The organism is Micromonospora noduli (assembly GCF_003264365.1).
Classification (GTDB): Bacteria; Actinomycetota; Actinomycetes; order Mycobacteriales; family Micromonosporaceae; genus Micromonospora; species Micromonospora noduli.
On sequence record NZ_PYAK01000011.1, the window covers coordinates 126442 to 141528 of the forward strand.

Consider the following 15087-nt stretch of genomic DNA (forward strand, 5'->3'; position numbering starts at 1 on the left):
TGTTATCGGGGGAACGGTATCCCACGACCACGGTCGGAGGTAGAACGGGAGCCCTGATCCGGTGGCCATCATCATTCCGTTGCTACGGGGCAAGTAGTTGGTCAGGCCCCGGTGATAGAGTCCGCCCGGTCCAGGTCAAGGGGGTTCGAAATGGCGTTGAGCACCGAAGAAAGTGGTCGGTTCGCCGCGCTGCTGAGCGGGCAGGACGAACGGGTCACGACTCGGTGGACCGAGATCGTCACCAGTTCGTTGCGAGGCCGGCTGAGCCAGGCGGAGCTGCGCCGACAGGTTCAGGACCTGCATCGCGCCATCGTCTCCACGGGCGAACAGGGCATCATCGAGCTGTCCGCCGACAGCGCCGCCGAACTGCGCGCCGCGCTCTCCGAGCTGTCCCGTGGCCGGGCCCGGCAGGGCTTCTCCGCCACCGAGACCACTGTCAGCATCTTCGCGCTGAAGGACGTGCTGGCCGAGCTGGTGCAGGAGAGCGGCGGCCCGAACGCGCTGCAGGACTACGTCGCCTTCTCGAAGCTGGTCGACGAGATGGGCCTGTTCACCTTCGAGAGCTTCGTCCGCACCCGGGAGAGCCTGATCGCCGATCAGGCCGAGCAGTTGCTCGAGCTCTCCACGCCGGTGGTCAAGCTCTGGGAGGGCGTCGTCGCCGTCCCGCTGGTCGGCACCCTCGACTCGGCCCGGGCCCAGGTCGTCATGGAGCGGCTGCTGCAGACCCTTGTCGACACCAGCTCGCCGTACGCGATCATCGACATCACCGGCGTACCGGCGGTGGACACCCAGGTCGCCCAGCACATCCTGAAGACCGTGGTGGCCGCCCGGCTGATGGGCGCCGACTGCATCATCTCCGGCATCCGTCCGCAGATCGCGCAGACCATCGTCGCGCTCGGCATCGAGTTCGGCGACATCGCCACCAAGGCGAGCCTCGCCGACGCGCTGCGCCACGTGCTGCGGCTCAACGGGGTGGAGACCGCCCGCCGCCAGCCGCGCCGGGACGCCTGATGGAGAGGGTTCCGATCCTCAAGATCGGTGACATCCTGCTCGTCTCCATCCAGCTCGACATGTCCGACCAGACGGCGGTCCAGCTCCAGGAGGACCTGGCCGAGCGGATCGTCGCGACCGGCTGCCACGGCGTCATCATCGACATCACGGCACTGGACATCGTCGACTCCTTCGTCGGGCGGATGCTCTCCACCATCGCGTCGATCTCCAAGGTGCTGGACGCGGAAACGGTGGTGGTCGGGATGCGTCCGGCCGTCGCCATCACCCTTGTCGAACTCGGGCTGTCACTGAACGGCATCCGTACCGCGCTGAACGTGGAGCGCGGCATGGAGCTGATCGCGGCGGCCCACGCCGACGAGCTCGACTACCAGCTCGACGACGATCCGGACGCCGAGACGGCCACGCCGTGACCGCGGGCATCGACCTGGGCCAGCCACAGGCGCAGTCGGTCCGGAGCGATGAGGACGTGGTGCGCGTCCGGCAGTTGGTCCGCGCCGTGGCGGTGGCCAGCAAGCTGTCCCTCGTCGACCAGACCAAGGTGGTCACCGCGGCGAGCGAGTTGGCCCGCAACACCCTGGTGTACGGCGGTGGCGGTTCGGTCGAGGTGACGGTCGTGGAAAACGGCCGCCGCAAGGGCGTGCAGATCGTGTTCGCCGACTCCGGGCCGGGCATCGCGGACCTCGACCTGGCCATGACCGACGGCTACACCAGCGGTGGCGGCCTCGGCCTCGGGCTCAGCGGGTCGCGACGCCTGGTCGACGAGTTCCAGATCGAGACGTCAGTGGAGACCGGGACGCGGATCACGGTCACCAAGTGGTCCAGGTGAACGGCGACGCGGTCACCGACAGTGGCATCTGGTTCCGGGTGGAGGCCAGCAGCGCGGCGAGCGCCGTCCGGCGGGCCGCCGAACGCCTCGGCGCACAGGTGGAAATGGGCGAGGCACGCATCGCCGACCTGGCCATCGTCGCGGCCGAGCTGACCAGTAACCTGGTCAAACACGCCGACGAGGGCGTCCTGCTGCTCCGGCCGGTACGCCGCGCCGGGCAGGCCGGGGTGGAGTTGGTGGCCATCGACTCCGGGCCGGGCATGGCCGACCTGACCGTCTCGTCCCAGGACGGGCACTCCACCACCGGCACACTCGGCATTGGTCTGGGTGCCATCGTCCGGCAGGCCAGCTGGTTCGACGGATACTCGCTGCCCGGCCGGGGCACCGTCCTCGCCGTGCAGGTCTGGCCGGCCGAGGCGGCACGGCCGTCCTGGGCCGGCGCCCTCACCCGTCCGCTGACCGGCGAGACGATCAGCGGCGACGGCTACGCCGTGCGGGTCGTCGACGGGCGGCACCAGGTGCTGGTCAGTGACGGGTTGGGGCACGGCCCGTTGGCCGGGGCCGCCACCGACGCCGCGCTGGCCGCGTTCCGCGACGCCCCGGCCGGCCCACCGGCGATGGTGGTCGGTCACCTGCACCGGAGCATGTCGCACACCCGGGGCGCCGCGCTCGCCGTCGGCGAGCTGCTGCCGGAGGCCGGGGTGCTGCACTACGCCGGCCTGGGCAACATCGCCGGCATGGTCGTCGAGGGTGACGGCCGCCGTCGAGGGCTGGTGTCGCTGCCCGGCATCGCCGGCCACCAGCGGCCGACGATCCGAGAGTACGACTACCCGTTCGGTCCCGGCGCCCGGCTGGTGATGCACAGCGACGGGGTGGTCGACCGGTGGCGGATGACCGACTACCCGGGCCTGGCGGAGCGATCTCCGCTGGTCATGGCGGCGACCCTGCTCCGTGACGCGGGTGTGCGACGTGACGACGCCTGCGTACTGGTCGCGAGGTCGTGGGCATGATCGGGGAGCCGGCCGCGCTGCCGCTGCTCCAGATGGCACTGCGGGTCGAGCAGGACATCTTCGTGATCCGTCAGCGGGGGCGCGAGGTGGCCGCTGTGGTCGGCCTCGAACACCAGGACCAGGTGCGGATCGCCACCGCGCTCAGCGAGGTCGCCCGGGACCTGCTGCGGACGACCGGGGGAGCGGACGTCTCCTTCCACGTCGACGCGGGTGCCGACGGTCGGTTTCACCTGCGCGCCGACCTGGCCCCGGTGTCCCCGCTGCCCGACGATCGCTACGAACCGCAGTCCGGCGCGGTGTCCCGACTGGTCGACACACTGAGCGTGTTGACCGTCGAGGGGGTTACGGTCGTACGGATGTCCCGACGAGTCCCGGCCAACGCGCCGACGCCGACCCCGGAGCGGCTCGCCGAGTTCCGTACCGAACTCGGCCGCACCGCGCCGGGCAGTGCGCTGGACGAGTTGACAGTGCAGAACGGGCAGCTCATCTCTGCACTCGACGAGGTGCGCAGTCAGCGCGACGAGCTGGCCGTGCTGAACGAGGAGCTGGCCGAGACCAACCGCGGCGTGCTGGCGCTCTACAACCAGCTCACCGAGGAGTTGGAGGAGACCAACCGGGGCGTCGTGGCCCTCTACGCCGAGCTGGACGAGAAGTCGGCCCAGCTTCGCGCGGCGAGTGAGTCGAAGAGCCGGTTCCTGGCCAACGTGAGCCACGAGCTGCGCGCCCCGGTCACCGCGATCATCGGTCTGGGGCGGCTGCTCACCGACTCCGCCTCCGACCCGCTCACCGACGAGCAGGGCCGCCAGGTCGATCTGATCCGCTCCTCGGCGGCGGACCTGCTCAACCTGGTCAACGAACTCCTCGACCTGGCCAAGGCGGAGTCCGGCCGGATCGAGCCGGAGCTGGCCGAGGTCGACCTGCGGCCGGTCTTCGGTCAACTGCGCGGCACCCTGCGCGCGCTGGCCACCCGACCGGGGGTGGAGCTGGTCGTGGAGGAGCCCACCGGGCCGGCCCTGCTGCGCACCGACGAGGTGCTGCTCGGCCAGGTGCTGCGCAACCTGCTGCACAACGGGTTGAAGTTCACCGAGCGCGGCGAGGTGCGGCTGCGGGCCAACCAGAACGGCGACCGTTGGCAGTTCGAGGTCAGCGACACCGGGCCGGGCATCGCTCCCGAGCTGCACGACCGGATCTTCGAGGAGTTCTACCAGATCCCCGGAGCCACCCGGGTCGGCGGCACCGGCCTCGGTCTGCCGTACGCCCGGCGGTTGGTGACGCTGCTCGGCGGGACACTGGAGCTGGCCAGCGCGCCGGGCGAGGGCAGCACATTCACCGTCTCCCTACCCACCGGCGGGGCGTGACGGCGTGGACGCCATGCCGACAACCATCCTGGTGGTCGACGACAGTCGTACCAAGCGTTACCTGCTGGTCAGCTGGCTGACCCGGGCCGGGTTCACAGTGCTGGAGGCCGAGAACGGCGCCGATGCGTTGGCTCGGGTCGAGGTGGACCGGATCGATCTGGTGGTCCTTGACGTCCGGTTGCCCGACCTGAGCGGCTACGAGGTCTGCGAACAGATCAAGGCGCGGCACCCGGCGATGCCGGTGATCCACGTGTCGGCGCACGCTGTGGACGTGGCCGACCGCGCCCAGGGGCTGACCCGGGGCGCTGACGCGTACCTGACCGAGCCGATCGAGCCCGAGGAGCTGATCGCCACCACCCGGGCGGTGCTGCGCTACTACCAGGCCCGCCAGCGCGCTGAACTGCTCGCCGAGCGGCTGCTCGGGTTGGCCGACACGACCGTCGCGGTGCATGCGGCGCCGACGTTCGCGCGCCTGCTGGAGGCCGCTGCCGAGGGCGCCGCCCAGATCTTCAAGAGTCCGGCGGCGGTGATCGCCGAAACCTTCGACGGTGACTGCCTCGCGGGTGTCTGCGTCGGGCCCGGCGCGGTGGCCGCCGTGGTGCCGTGGGTCGTCGACGACAGCGGGGTGCCCACCGGTGCCACAGTCCGGGTGGAGACCCCGGCGAACTGGGCGCTCGTCGACTGGCCGGCGGACGACACTGTGACAGTCGCCGCCGCCCGACTGCGCGAGGACCGGGCCCCGCTGTACGTGGTGGTCCCGACCGCCACCCAGACCGCGCGGACCCCGGTGCTCAAGCAGCTGGCTCAGGCGGTGGCGGCGGCCGTGGAGGGGCAGCGCTCCTTCGACGAGGAGCACCGGATCGCTGTCACCCTCCAACGCAGCCTGCTCCCGCGTGGGCTGCCCACCGTGGCCGGCCTGGACCTCGCGGTGCGCTACGAGCCGGCCAGCGCGCGGACCGAGGTGGGCGGCGACTTCTACGAGCTGGTGATGCTCGACGGGCATCTGCTGCTCGCGATCGGGGACGTCGCCGGCCACTCGCTGCACGCGGCGACCGTGATGGCCGAGCTGCGGCACGCGGTGCGGGCGTACGCGGTCGAGGGCCACCAGCCCGGCGAGATCCTGCACCGGGTCAACGAGCTGATGCGGACGCTGCTGCCGAACGAGGTGGCGACGCTCTGCGTACTGCTGATGCACCCGCCGACCGGACACGTCCGGTTGGCCAGTGCCGGGCACCTTCCGCCGCTGATGATCATGGACGGCAAGGTCGAGTTCGTGCAGCACTCCGCGCCGCTGCTCGGCATCCGCGCCCCGCGCCCTGCCGATCTGGAGTTCGTGGTCCCGGCCGGGGCCACGCTGGTCTTCTACACCGACGGCCTGATCGAGCGACGGGACGCCTCCATCGACGAGGGGCTGGCCGCGCTGGCCGGGGTCGCCGCGACTGTCGACGGTGACCTGGACCAGTTCTGCGCCCGACTGCTGGTGGAACTGGCTCCACCGGAGATCCAGGACGACGTCGCCGTGGTCGTCCTGCGGCGTCGCTGATCTGTCAGCTCTCCTCAGCTCACTGAGCGGGCGTACGCGGCGGGGGACACCCCGGCCACGGCTGTGAAGTCACGGACCAGGTGGGCCTGGTCGCTGTAGCCGAGGTCGGCGGCGAGGTCAGCCCAGCTCAGCGGGCCACCGGCGGCCTGTTCGACCGCCTCCTGGAGCCGGTAGCGGCGGATCACCCACTTCGGCCCGACCCCCACGTACTCCAGGAAGAGCCGCTGCAACCGGCGGACCGGAACGTCGTGCCGCGCGGCGAAGTCGTCGACGCGCAGCACCGTCCGGTCGGTACGGATCGCCTCGGCCAGGCGGACGGCCTCCTCGGCCGTCGGGTCCGGCTCCGACTGCCAGGAGGTGAGGAGGGTGTCCAGCGCCCGGCAGCGCTCGTCGTCGCTGGTCGCCGAGGTGGGTGCTCCCGGGAACGTGCCCTCGCCCACCGGGGCGTCCGGGGGGGTCAGCCGGCCGGCGGGCAACGGCACCCTGCGGCCGGTCAGCTCACTGACCGCACGCCGCCAGAACGGGTGGAAGCCGCCGGGGCGGAACTGCACCCCGGACACCCGGCCGGTGCCGCTGAGCGTGATCCGGAACAGGTCGCGGCCCACCCCGGCCACCTCGCCGGACTCGGGCCCGTCGTCGTCCCGCCGGAACACCACGTTGACCGCCGGGTGCGGCACGACCCGTTGCTCGAACGGCGCGCTCAACACCCAGTCGATCAACCAGTAGTGCTCGACCCACTGGCGCAGCGATTCCGCCGGCAGGTGTCGACGGAAGCGCACCTCGCGCAGCAGACGCCCGGGGTCGAGAATTCCCCGGCTGTCGCCACGCGGTCGCTGTCGCATTTGTTCAAGACCACCCTCATACGCTGGCCCTATGTCCACTCAGACTAGCGAGCTGCTGGCGGCCGCCGCGCCGCGAACCGTCGATGTCGTACGGGGTATCTCCGACGACCAACTGGACCTGCCCACGCCGTGCCAGGACTACCTGGTCCGTGATCTGCTCAACCACCTCTTCCAGGTGGTGGTCAACTTTCAGGACCTGGCCGAGAAACGACAGGTGGAGTGGGCCGAGAAGCCCGACCACCTGGGCGACGGCTGGCGGGACCGCTTCGAGGTGGAGACCGGTCGGTTGATCGCCGCCTGGTCGGACCCGTCCAGCGTGGAGGGCATGTCACCGCGTATGCCCATGCCGCAGTCCGCCATTGGCGGTATGGCCCTGCTGGACCTGACAGTGCACGGCTGGGATCTCGCGGTCGCCACCGGCCAGCCGTACCACCCGGCCCCGGAGGCGGTGGCCGAACTGCACACGCTGGTGGAGCAGTTGGGCCCCACCGCCCGCAAGATGGGCGTCTTCGCCGACCCACTGCCCGCCCCCACTCCAACCCCCGACCTGGCCCCCGACCTGGCCCACCTGCTGACCCAGACCGGCCGCACCCCCACCTGGCCCCAAACCCCCTAACCCCACCCCCACCCCCCACCCCCACCCCGGCCCTCGCTGATCAAGAGGTTTGCGTCAGGTTCCGGCGTGCCGGTGACGCAAACTTCTTGATCAACCGAATCGAGACGGGGGCGGGGATGGGAGTGGATGGGAGTGGGGTGGGGTGTTGACCTGGAACCGCCCATGCCGTACGTGGCCAGCACACTCTTCGCCAAGGTCGTGATGGCGCTGCTGGTCGCCGACGTCGGTCGGGCCCAGTCGTACCTGATCGCCCAGCGGGCCGCGCACACCGCACGGCTGCGTGAGCTGACGGTGGTCAAGGCCGACCCGGCCGCCACCCTCAGCGACGTGTTCGGGGCGGCGAGAGGCACGGCCGGCCGCGCTCACCTGGCGGGAACTGTTCAGCGTGGCGCCCGCATGACCACAGGGGCGCCGACGAGACTCGACCGAGCTGAACTCATCGCCGGCCACGTACGCAACAGATGCGGGGCTAATGCGCCGACGTTCAGCAAACAGTCGGCGGACCGGCGAACCGGACCCACAGCAGTGTTCGCGCAGCCAAGAATGGCGAGAGTCGTCTACTCAAGGTCATTGCTGATGCGTTCAGCGCAGCGACCCATGCCCCTGAGGCGGCAAGAATGTCAACCACTTAGTCTGCGTCGTGACTTTTTGGCGGTCGGGCACCGATGCGAAGATAGTCAGACCGGCACCCGACCGCGCTATTGTCAGAGGAATCGCTAAGCGGAATTCAGGCTGCTGCCTGAAGCGCGTTAATTAGCAGGATCCCAGCCGAGGACTAAGCCCGAAGCCCGGCTTCCAATCTGCTTTCTGGGAATAGCTGAGAGTCCAGCACGGACCATCCGGCCCGGCTGTCATCACGATCTTCACCCGGATGGACCGCCCGCCACAGTCGTTGAACGGGTAGGCCACCGTTATGTAGCCGTCGGGACCCGGTCCCCATTTAGTCAAGCAGGTGGAGATGTCGCTTGCTGATGCACTTGAGGGAATAGCGAGAATTCCAAGTGCCACGGCGGCAATTACCGCCGCACTCCTGCCGCGCTGCTTCATTTTCGCCCCTGTCCTAGATGAAGCGGTGGTTATTGATTCCAATCATCAATCACGCTTATTGAGAATCCATGGACTAAGCGCTAACCAGCTGGCGAGTTGACCCTATCAGGGGGTCCACCTTGGAACAAGGCCCGTTGATCGTTGCCACGAGCATTGGCGAACTTGGCTGTGTCGGCGTGGGGGCGGGGCCTAGCTATTACTTATCGGGTAACTGCTGGTCCTGGCGTTAGTGAGACCGTGTGGGCGGTGGTTGCGTCGGCACGCTCGCCGCTCGGTGGCCCCTGCTCGCGGCGGGCCGGCGATGCCCGACCCGTGGGCGGGCAGCCCGACCTTCGCGGCGCTGCTCGCCGTCCTGAGTCGATGTAACACCGCTGGTGGCGGGGCCGCTGTGTGCAACGGAGGCCCGGACGATCGGGTCTCCGATGTCAGACCGGACGGTCCTGGCACGGAAACCCGTGGGAGTTTGCCAGATGCACAGTCAACCGGGCCCTGTCCCGCCGGTGTTCGTCGACGGCACCGGGCGTCGCCGACGGCTGACCGTCATCGCGGGCACCGCCATGGGCCTTGGCCTGCTCACCAGCCTCGTCCTGATCGCCGCGGGGCTCTTCCTGGACACGTCGGTGCCGCTGCCCGGCTGGTCGGACGACTCCCGGGGGACGCGCCCGGTGGAGGCCGGCGTGGACGGGGTCAACCCGCCCCGGGTGGGCGAGTCGCCGTCGCCGTCGCCGGCGGCCCGTACGTCGGCGCCGCTGCCGCGCACCACCCGGACCAGCGACCGATCCCCGACCACGACCGCCACGGCCACTCCGACGCCGTCCGCCACCGACCAACCGGGCCGTGGTGACGAGCGCCGCAGGACCGCCAAGCCGAGCAGGTCGCCCGGTAAGCCGCAGTGATGATGGCGAGACACGTCGCCCGGCGAGACCCTCGTGCGCACTGGCTGCTGCTCCTGCTCGGGCTGCTCCTGCTGCTGGCGGCGCTCACCGTCAACGGACTGCTGAGTGGTCTCGCGGGCGGCTCGGGAAACGCCACCGCGCGGCCCGCGTCGGATGTGCCGGCCGCCGTCAGCTCGGGTGGCCCGGTGCTACGGCTGGATCGCACGGAACCGGTCAGCCGGGCATTGCCGGACCGCACCATCGCGCTGACCTTCGACGACGGGCCGGACCCGCGCTGGACGCCACAGGTTCTCGACGTGCTACGTCGGCACGGCGCGCACGCCACCTTCTTCGTGGTGGGCGCCCGGGTCAACGAGCACCCCGAACTGGTCCGGCGGATCCTCGCCGAGGGGCACGAGGTCGGGTCGCACACGTTCACCCACGCCGACCTCGCCGAGGTGTCGCCGTGGCGGCGTGACCTCGAACTGTCGCTGACCCGCAAGGCTGTCGCATCGGCCACCGGCCGGGAAGTGACCCTGCTCCGGCCGCCGTTCTCCTCGGTGCCGACGGCGCTGACCGGGTCCGAGTACGCCGCGTTGCGCGCCGCCGCCGGTGCTGGGCATGTCGCGGTGCTCACCGACCTGGACACCAAGGACTGGCAGCGCCCCGGCACCGACCAGATCGTGCGGTCCGCCACCCCGAAGCGGGGCAAGGGGGCTGTGGTGTTGATGCACGACGGCGGCGGTGACCGGGCGCAGACCCTCGCCGCGCTGGACCGCCTGCTGCCCGCGCTCGGCGATCAGGGCTACCGGTTCACCACCGTCTCCGCCGGCATCGACGCCTCACCGTCGATGGTTCCGGCGGGCACCGGTACCCGACTGAGCGGCACCGCACTGCGCTGGACCCAGACCGGTGCCCGCTGGTCCGCCGAGGTGATGAACTTCCTGCTCGCCACCGCACTCGTGCTCGGGGTGGCGCGTCTGGCCGTGCAGGTGTTCTGCGCCCAGCGGCACGTGCGCCGGGTCCGCCGGCCCCGCCGGGACCGTCCCGAGGTGCGGGTACCGGTGTCGGTGATCGTGCCCGCGTACAACGAGGCGGCGAACATCGCCGCCACTGTTCGGTCCCTGCTGGCCAGCGCGTACCCGGCGTTGGAGGTGATCGTCGTGGACGACGGGTCGGACGACGGCACCGCCGACATCGTGGAGCGGATGCGACTGCGCGGGGTGCGCGTGATCCGGCAGGCCAACGCCGGCAAGCCGGCGGCGCTGAACACGGGCATCAGGGCGGCCCGGGCGAACCTTCTGGTGCTGGTCGACGGTGACACCGTCTTCCAGCCGGACACAGTGCACCGCCTGGTGCAGGGCTTCGCCGACCCGTCGGTGGGCGCGATCAGCGGCAACACCAAGGTCGCCAACCGGCGTCGGCTGCTCGGTCGGTGGCAGCACCTGGAGTACGTGATCGGCTTCAACCTCGACCGACGGATGTACGACGTGCTGGAGTGCATGCCGACCATTCCCGGCGCGATCGGCGCGTTCCGCCGCGAGGTGCTGCTGCGGGTGGGAGGGGTGCCGTCGGACACGCTGGCCGAGGACACGGACCTCACCATGAAGGTGCTCCGGGCCGGCTGGCGGGTCGTCTACGAGGAGTCGGCCATCGCCTGGACCGAGGCCCCGTCGTCGTTGCGCCAGCTCTGGCGGCAGCGCTACCGCTGGTGCTACGGCACCATGCAGGCGATGTGGAAGCACCGGCACGCGCTGCGCGAGTCGGGTGCCGGAGGCAAACTGGGGCGGCGCGGCCTGCCGTACCTCACGGTGTTCCAGATCGTGTTGCCGCTCACCGCGCCGGCGGTCGACGTGTTCGCCGTGTACGGCCTGCTCTTCCTGCCCTGGTCGACCCTCGCCCTGGCCTGGGCGGGACTACTGCTGCTCCAGGCGGCCACCGCCGCGTACGCGCTGCGACTGGACCGGGAGCGGTACGGCCCACTGTGGGCGCTGCCGTTCCAGCAACTGGTCTACCGGCAGCTCATGTACCTGGTGGTGGTGCAGTCGGTGGTCACCGCGTTGATCGGCAACCGGCTGCGCTGGCAGCGGATGGTGCGGACCGGCGAGGCGGCAGCGTTGGTAGGGGCCGGCCGCGGCTGACGCCACCTCGATGCGGCGTCAGCCGTCCGCCGGTCAGGTCGGGGTGTGGAAGAGGCCGGCCGACCAGGAGATCAGCAGGCCGACGGCGGCCGAGCAGCAGCAGACGAGCAGGGCGGCGGCCACGATCGCGAGGATCATCCAGGCGGACGCGCGCCGGGCCGCACCCGGCGGCGCGCCGGCCTCCGCCCCGTCCTCGTTCTCGTCCTCGTCGGTCATGACCGCCCCCCGATCGCCGTCAGGCGTGGCCGATGCGGTCCAGGATCCAGGCGTTGATGAACGCCTCCTCGCGCCAGGAGTCGTAGCGACCGCTCGGACCGCCGTGCCCGGCACCCATCTCGGTCTTCAGCAGGTAGTCGCCGCCCGGGGCGACCGCCCGCAGCCGGGCGATCCACTTCGCCGGCTCCGAGTAGAGCACCCGGGTGTCGTTGAGGCTGGTCACCGCGAGGATCGCGGGATAGTCCACGGCGGCCACGTTCTCGTACGGCGTGTAGGACTTCATGTACGCGTACACCTCGGGGTCTTCGAGAGGGTTGCCCCACTCCTCCCACTCGGTGACGGTCAGCGGCAGCGACGGGTCGAGGATCGACGTGAGCGCGTCCACGAACGGCACCTGTGCCACGATCCCGGTGAACGCGTCAGGTGCCAGGTTGGCCACAGCGCCCATCAGCAGGCCACCGGCCGAGGCGCCCCGGGCGACCAACCGGTCGCTGGCCGTCCAGCCGGCCTTGACGAGGTGCCGGGCGCACGCCACGAAGTCGGTGAAGGTGTTTTTCTTGGCCAGCAGTTTGCCCTGGTCGTACCACCGTCGGCCCAGCTCACCGCCGCCCCGGATGTGCGCCACCGCGAAGACCACGCCCCGGTCCAGCAGGGAAAGGCGGGCCACCGAGAACCACGGGTCCATGCTGGCCTCGTACGAGCCGTAGCCGTACAGCTCGCAGGGCGCCGAGCCGTCCCGGGGGGTGCCGACGCGGCAGACCAGTGAGATCGGCACCCGGGTGCCGTCGTCGGCGAGCGCCCAGTCGCGGTGCTGCTCGTACTCGGCCGGGTCGTACGGTCGCCCGTCCGGCCCGGGCAGCACCGGCTTCTGCTTGAGCAGCACCATCTGCCGGGTGACCAGGTCGTAGTCGTACACCGAGTCGGGGGTGATCAGCGACGAGTAACGCAGCCGGACCTGGCCGGTGCGGTACTCCGGGTTGGCGTCCAACCCGACGCTGTACAGCGGCTCGGGGAAGTCGATGTCGTGCCCGTCGTCACTGCCCACCGGCAGCACCCGCAGCCCGGTGAGCCCGTCGGTGCGCAGCGACACCACCAGGTGGTTGGCGAAGGCGTCGACGGCCTCCAGTCGGGTGCCGGGAGTGTGCTCGATCAGCGGCACCCAGTCGCCCGGTACGTCCGCCGAGGTGAACGCCAGCGCGAAGTCCTCAGCGCCGTCGTTGTGCAGGATCAGGAAACGGTGGCCGTGGTGCTCCACGGTGTATTCGACGCCCTGTCGGCGGGGGGCGATCACGGCCGGCGCGCCGGTCGGGTTGCCGGCGGGGATCACCAGCACCTCGCTGGTCACCTTGCTGTGCACGTCGATGAGGATGAACTTCTCCGACCGGGTCAGCTCCACCCCCACCCAGAACCGCTCGTCGTCCTCCTGGTGGACCACCACGTCGTCGGCGGCGGCGGAGCCGATGGTGTGCCGCCAGACCCGGTTCGGCCGCCAGGCGTCGTCCACAGTCACGTAGAACAGCACCGAGGCGTCGGTCGACCAGGCGGTGCCGTAGAACGTGTCCGGCACCTCGTCCGGGAGCAGCTCGCCGGTGGTCAGGTCCTTCACCCGCAGGGTGAAGCGCTCGTCACCGGAGAAGTCGGTGGAGTAGGCCAGCCAGCGACCGTCCGGGCTGACGTCGAACGCGCCGAGCGAGAAGAAGTCGTGCCCCTCGGCCAGCAGGTTGCCGTCGAGAAGCACCTCCTCGCCGTCGAGCGGGGCGCCGTCCGCGCTGACCGGCGGGTCGGTCTCACCGTCGCGGACCGCCCGGCGACACTGCACTCCGTACTGTTGCCCCTCGACCGTCCGGGTGTAGTACCAGTGCCCGCCCTTGCGGGTCGGAACGGACAGGTCGGTTTCCTGGGTGCGTCGGCGAGTCTCCTCGAACAGGTCGGCGCGCAGGTCGGCCAGGTGTGCCGTACGCGCGTCGGTGTACTCGTTCTCGGCGGTCAGGTAGGCGATCGTCTCCGGGTCGTCCTTGGCGGCGAGCCAGGCGTACTCGTCGACGACTGTGTCGCCGTGGTGGGTGCGCTCGCTGGGCACCCGCTTCGCCGCGGGCGGGGCAGTCTCGGTGGTCACGGCGGCCACGTTACCGGCCGGCAGGCGCAGCGCGCCGGACCAGCGGCATCCCGATACTCGCCACCACGGCTTTCGAACACATGTACGATGGCCGGCATGGCGGCAGCAGCGAGTTCCCTCGGCCGGTCCGGAGCCCTTGAGATCACCCGGCGGTTGGCGGCGATCTGCGGTCCGCCGTTCTCCCGGCTGGCCGGGCCGGCCGACGAGGTGGCGGGGCGACCGGCGCGTTGGGTGGCCGTCCCGGGCGGCCCGCACGCCGCCGCCGAGGTGCTGCGGCTGGCCGCCGTGCACGATCTGACGGTGGTGCCCCGGGGTGCGGGCACGAAGATCGACTGGGGGGCTGCGCCCGTTCAGGTTGACATCCTGCTCGACACCGGCCGGCTGGCCGGCATCGGTCACGAGCCGGTCGACTCGCTGGTCACCGACGTGGGGGCCGGCACTCCACTGCGGGCGGTTCAGGCCACCCTGGAGCGCACCGGGCAGCGGCTGGCGATGGACGCCCCCTCGCCCGGCGCGACAGTGGGCGGTGTGCTGGCCGCCGGCGAGGCCGGCCCGCTGCGCCACCGCCACGGCAGCCCCTGCGACCAACTGCTCGGTGTGCGTTACCTCGCCGCCGACGGCGAACTGATCAGCGTCGGCGGTGGCGCGCCCGGGCTCGACCTGGCCCGCCTGCTCTGCGGCTCCCAGGGCGCGCTCGGCGTGTTGGTGTCGGCGAGCCTGCGGGTGCAGCCGGTGCCGGCGAGCAGGCTCTGGGTGTCCCGCCCGGTGTGGACGCCGTTGGAGGTGCACGACCTGGTCCGGACGATCCTCGCCGCTCGGTTGGAGCCGTCGGCCATCGAGCTGGACCTGCCCGGAGGCACCCCCCGCCCCCGTACGCCGTACCCGCCCGGTCATCCGGCGGCCACCGCCCGGGAGCGTCATCCGTCGATGTCCGGCCGGGCCGGTGCCCCGTCCCGGGCCGGCAGCCTGGTGGTGCTGCTGGAGGGCGGCCCCGCCGACGTCACCGAGCGTGCCGAGCGGCTGGTCGGCCTGCTGCACGGGGAGGCGACGATCGCCCACTCCGCGCCGACGTGGTGGCGCCGCTACCCGTTCGCGCCCGGTGACACGGCGCTGCGCCTGGAGGTGCCGATCGGCGACCTGCACGCCGCCGTCTACGCCCTACGCGACGCGGCCGGCGCGCCGGTGCCGGTGCGCGGGTCCGCCGGGCTGGGCGTGGTGCACGCGGCACTGCCCGGGGCGCTGGCAGCCGATCGGGTGGCGTCCATCCTGGCCGCCGTCCGAGGGGTGCTGTTGGCCCGGCAGGGCCGCTGCGTGGTGGTGTCCGCTCCGGCGGCGGTCCGCCAGGCGGTCGACCTCTGGGGTGAGCTGGCGGGCCTGGCCCAGTTGCGGGCCGCGAAGCGGCACCTGGATCCGGAGCACCGGCTCGCGCCCGGGCGGCTCCCCGGCGGCCTGTGAGGCCTGACCGGCGTATGAGCCTTCGGCGCGG

14 protein-coding genes are annotated in these 15087 nt (G+C 71.1%); 10 read left to right on the top strand and 4 right to left on the bottom strand.

All coding sequences use genetic code 11. The features are described 5' to 3' along the window. Positions 1-150: 150 nt before the first annotated feature. The 6 genes from GUI43_RS11880 to GUI43_RS11905 are packed head-to-tail and all read left to right on the top strand — an operon-like array spanning position 151 to position 5748. Positions 151-1011, top strand: coding sequence for an STAS domain-containing protein (locus tag GUI43_RS11880; protein ID WP_112698804.1), 861 nt, complete (start codon positions 151-153; stop codon positions 1009-1011). Next, entirely contained in the window at positions 1011-1421 is a 411-nt protein-coding gene (locus GUI43_RS11885) for an STAS domain-containing protein (RefSeq protein WP_112586344.1), read from the top strand. Before GUI43_RS11880 ends, GUI43_RS11885 begins: the two co-directional genes overlap by 1 nt. Next, entirely contained in the window at positions 1418-1837 is a 420-nt protein-coding gene (locus GUI43_RS11890) for an anti-sigma regulatory factor (protein ID WP_112698805.1), read from the top strand. Before GUI43_RS11885 ends, GUI43_RS11890 begins: the two co-directional genes overlap by 4 nt. Continuing rightward, on the top strand, positions 1834-2847 hold the full coding sequence (locus GUI43_RS11895) for a SpoIIE family protein phosphatase (protein WP_112603327.1): 1014 nt from the start codon (positions 1834-1836) through the stop codon (positions 2845-2847). Before GUI43_RS11890 ends, GUI43_RS11895 begins: the two co-directional genes overlap by 4 nt. After that, positions 2844-4205: a sensor histidine kinase gene (locus GUI43_RS11900; RefSeq protein ID WP_112698821.1), complete on the top strand. Its 1362-nt coding sequence runs from the start codon at positions 2844-2846 to the stop codon at positions 4203-4205. Before GUI43_RS11895 ends, GUI43_RS11900 begins: the two co-directional genes overlap by 4 nt. Before the next feature lie 13 nt (positions 4206-4218). Beyond that, positions 4219-5748 carry a SpoIIE family protein phosphatase gene (locus tag GUI43_RS11905; RefSeq protein WP_181549336.1) on the top strand — a complete coding sequence of 510 codons (1530 nt, stop codon included), beginning with the start codon at positions 4219-4221 and terminating at the stop codon, positions 5746-5748. A 14-nt stretch (positions 5749-5762) separates the two neighbouring features. Here GUI43_RS11905 and GUI43_RS11910 read toward each other — a convergent pair whose 3' ends face one another. Continuing rightward, complete coding sequence (locus GUI43_RS11910; protein WP_112698806.1) at positions 5763-6590, bottom strand: helix-turn-helix domain-containing protein; 828 nt, start codon at positions 6588-6590, stop codon at positions 5763-5765. A 31-nt stretch (positions 6591-6621) separates the two neighbouring features. Here GUI43_RS11910 and GUI43_RS11915 point away from each other — a divergent pair, with 31 nt between their 5' ends. Further along, positions 6622-7206, top strand: a complete 585-nt coding sequence (locus GUI43_RS11915) for a TIGR03086 family metal-binding protein (RefSeq protein WP_112698807.1) — start codon at positions 6622-6624, stop codon at positions 7204-7206. Between the two features lie 753 nt (positions 7207-7959). On the opposite strand, the gene GUI43_RS35215 is transcribed toward GUI43_RS11915, so the two are convergent. Further along, positions 7960-8253 carry an alpha-amylase inhibitor gene (locus tag GUI43_RS35215; protein ID WP_494516173.1) on the bottom strand — a complete coding sequence of 98 codons (294 nt, stop codon included), beginning with the start codon at positions 8251-8253 and terminating at the stop codon, positions 7960-7962. A gap of 470 nt (positions 8254-8723) precedes the next feature. Here GUI43_RS35215 and GUI43_RS11925 point away from each other — a divergent pair, with 470 nt between their 5' ends. Both GUI43_RS11925 and GUI43_RS11930 read left to right on the top strand, forming a co-directional pair. After that, positions 8724-9149, top strand: coding sequence for a hypothetical protein (locus tag GUI43_RS11925; protein WP_112698808.1), 426 nt, complete (start codon positions 8724-8726; stop codon positions 9147-9149). Beyond that, positions 9149-11269 carry a bifunctional polysaccharide deacetylase/glycosyltransferase family 2 protein gene (locus tag GUI43_RS11930; protein ID WP_244220418.1) on the top strand — a complete coding sequence of 707 codons (2121 nt, stop codon included), beginning with the start codon at positions 9149-9151 and terminating at the stop codon, positions 11267-11269. Before GUI43_RS11925 ends, GUI43_RS11930 begins: the two co-directional genes overlap by 1 nt. Before the next feature lie 33 nt (positions 11270-11302). On the opposite strand, the gene GUI43_RS11935 is transcribed toward GUI43_RS11930, so the two are convergent. Together GUI43_RS11935 and GUI43_RS11940 are read right to left on the bottom strand one after the other, a co-directional pair. Continuing rightward, entirely contained in the window at positions 11303-11485 is a 183-nt protein-coding gene (locus GUI43_RS11935) for a hypothetical protein (RefSeq protein ID WP_112586358.1), read from the bottom strand. A gap of 19 nt (positions 11486-11504) precedes the next feature. Further along, on the bottom strand, positions 11505-13601 hold the full coding sequence (locus tag GUI43_RS11940; RefSeq protein ID WP_112698822.1) for a S9 family peptidase: 2097 nt from the start codon (positions 13599-13601) through the stop codon (positions 11505-11507). Between the two features lie 96 nt (positions 13602-13697). Here GUI43_RS11940 and GUI43_RS11945 point away from each other — a divergent pair, with 96 nt between their 5' ends. Further along, entirely contained in the window at positions 13698-15056 is a 1359-nt protein-coding gene (locus GUI43_RS11945) for an FAD-binding oxidoreductase (protein ID WP_112586462.1), read from the top strand. Positions 15057-15087 lie beyond the last annotated feature (31 nt).

Bases quoted from the DNA above. Each gene is read 5' to 3' on its own strand.
- GUI43_RS11905 (WP_181549336.1), top strand. From the start codon at position 4,219: ATGCCGACAACCATCCTGGTGGTCGACGACAGTCGTACCAAGCGTTAC.
- GUI43_RS11945 (WP_112586462.1), top strand. From the start codon at position 13,698: ATGGCGGCAGCAGCGAGTTCCCTCGGCCGGTCCGGAGCCCTTGAGATC.
- GUI43_RS11915 (WP_112698807.1), top strand. From the start codon at position 6,622: ATGTCCACTCAGACTAGCGAGCTGCTGGCGGCCGCCGCGCCGCGAACC.
- GUI43_RS11935 (WP_112586358.1), bottom strand. From the start codon at position 11,485: ATGACCGACGAGGACGAGAACGAGGACGGGGCGGAGGCCGGCGCGCCG.
- GUI43_RS11900 (WP_112698821.1), top strand. From the start codon at position 2,844: ATGATCGGGGAGCCGGCCGCGCTGCCGCTGCTCCAGATGGCACTGCGG.
- GUI43_RS11925 (WP_112698808.1), top strand. From the start codon at position 8,724: ATGCACAGTCAACCGGGCCCTGTCCCGCCGGTGTTCGTCGACGGCACC.
- GUI43_RS11885 (WP_112586344.1), top strand. From the start codon at position 1,011: ATGGAGAGGGTTCCGATCCTCAAGATCGGTGACATCCTGCTCGTCTCC.
- GUI43_RS35215 (WP_494516173.1), bottom strand. From the start codon at position 8,253: ATGAAGCAGCGCGGCAGGAGTGCGGCGGTAATTGCCGCCGTGGCACTT.
- GUI43_RS11910 (WP_112698806.1), bottom strand. From the start codon at position 6,590: ATGCGACAGCGACCGCGTGGCGACAGCCGGGGAATTCTCGACCCCGGG.
- GUI43_RS11880 (WP_112698804.1), top strand. From the start codon at position 151: ATGGCGTTGAGCACCGAAGAAAGTGGTCGGTTCGCCGCGCTGCTGAGC.
- GUI43_RS11930 (WP_244220418.1), top strand. From the start codon at position 9,149: ATGATGGCGAGACACGTCGCCCGGCGAGACCCTCGTGCGCACTGGCTG.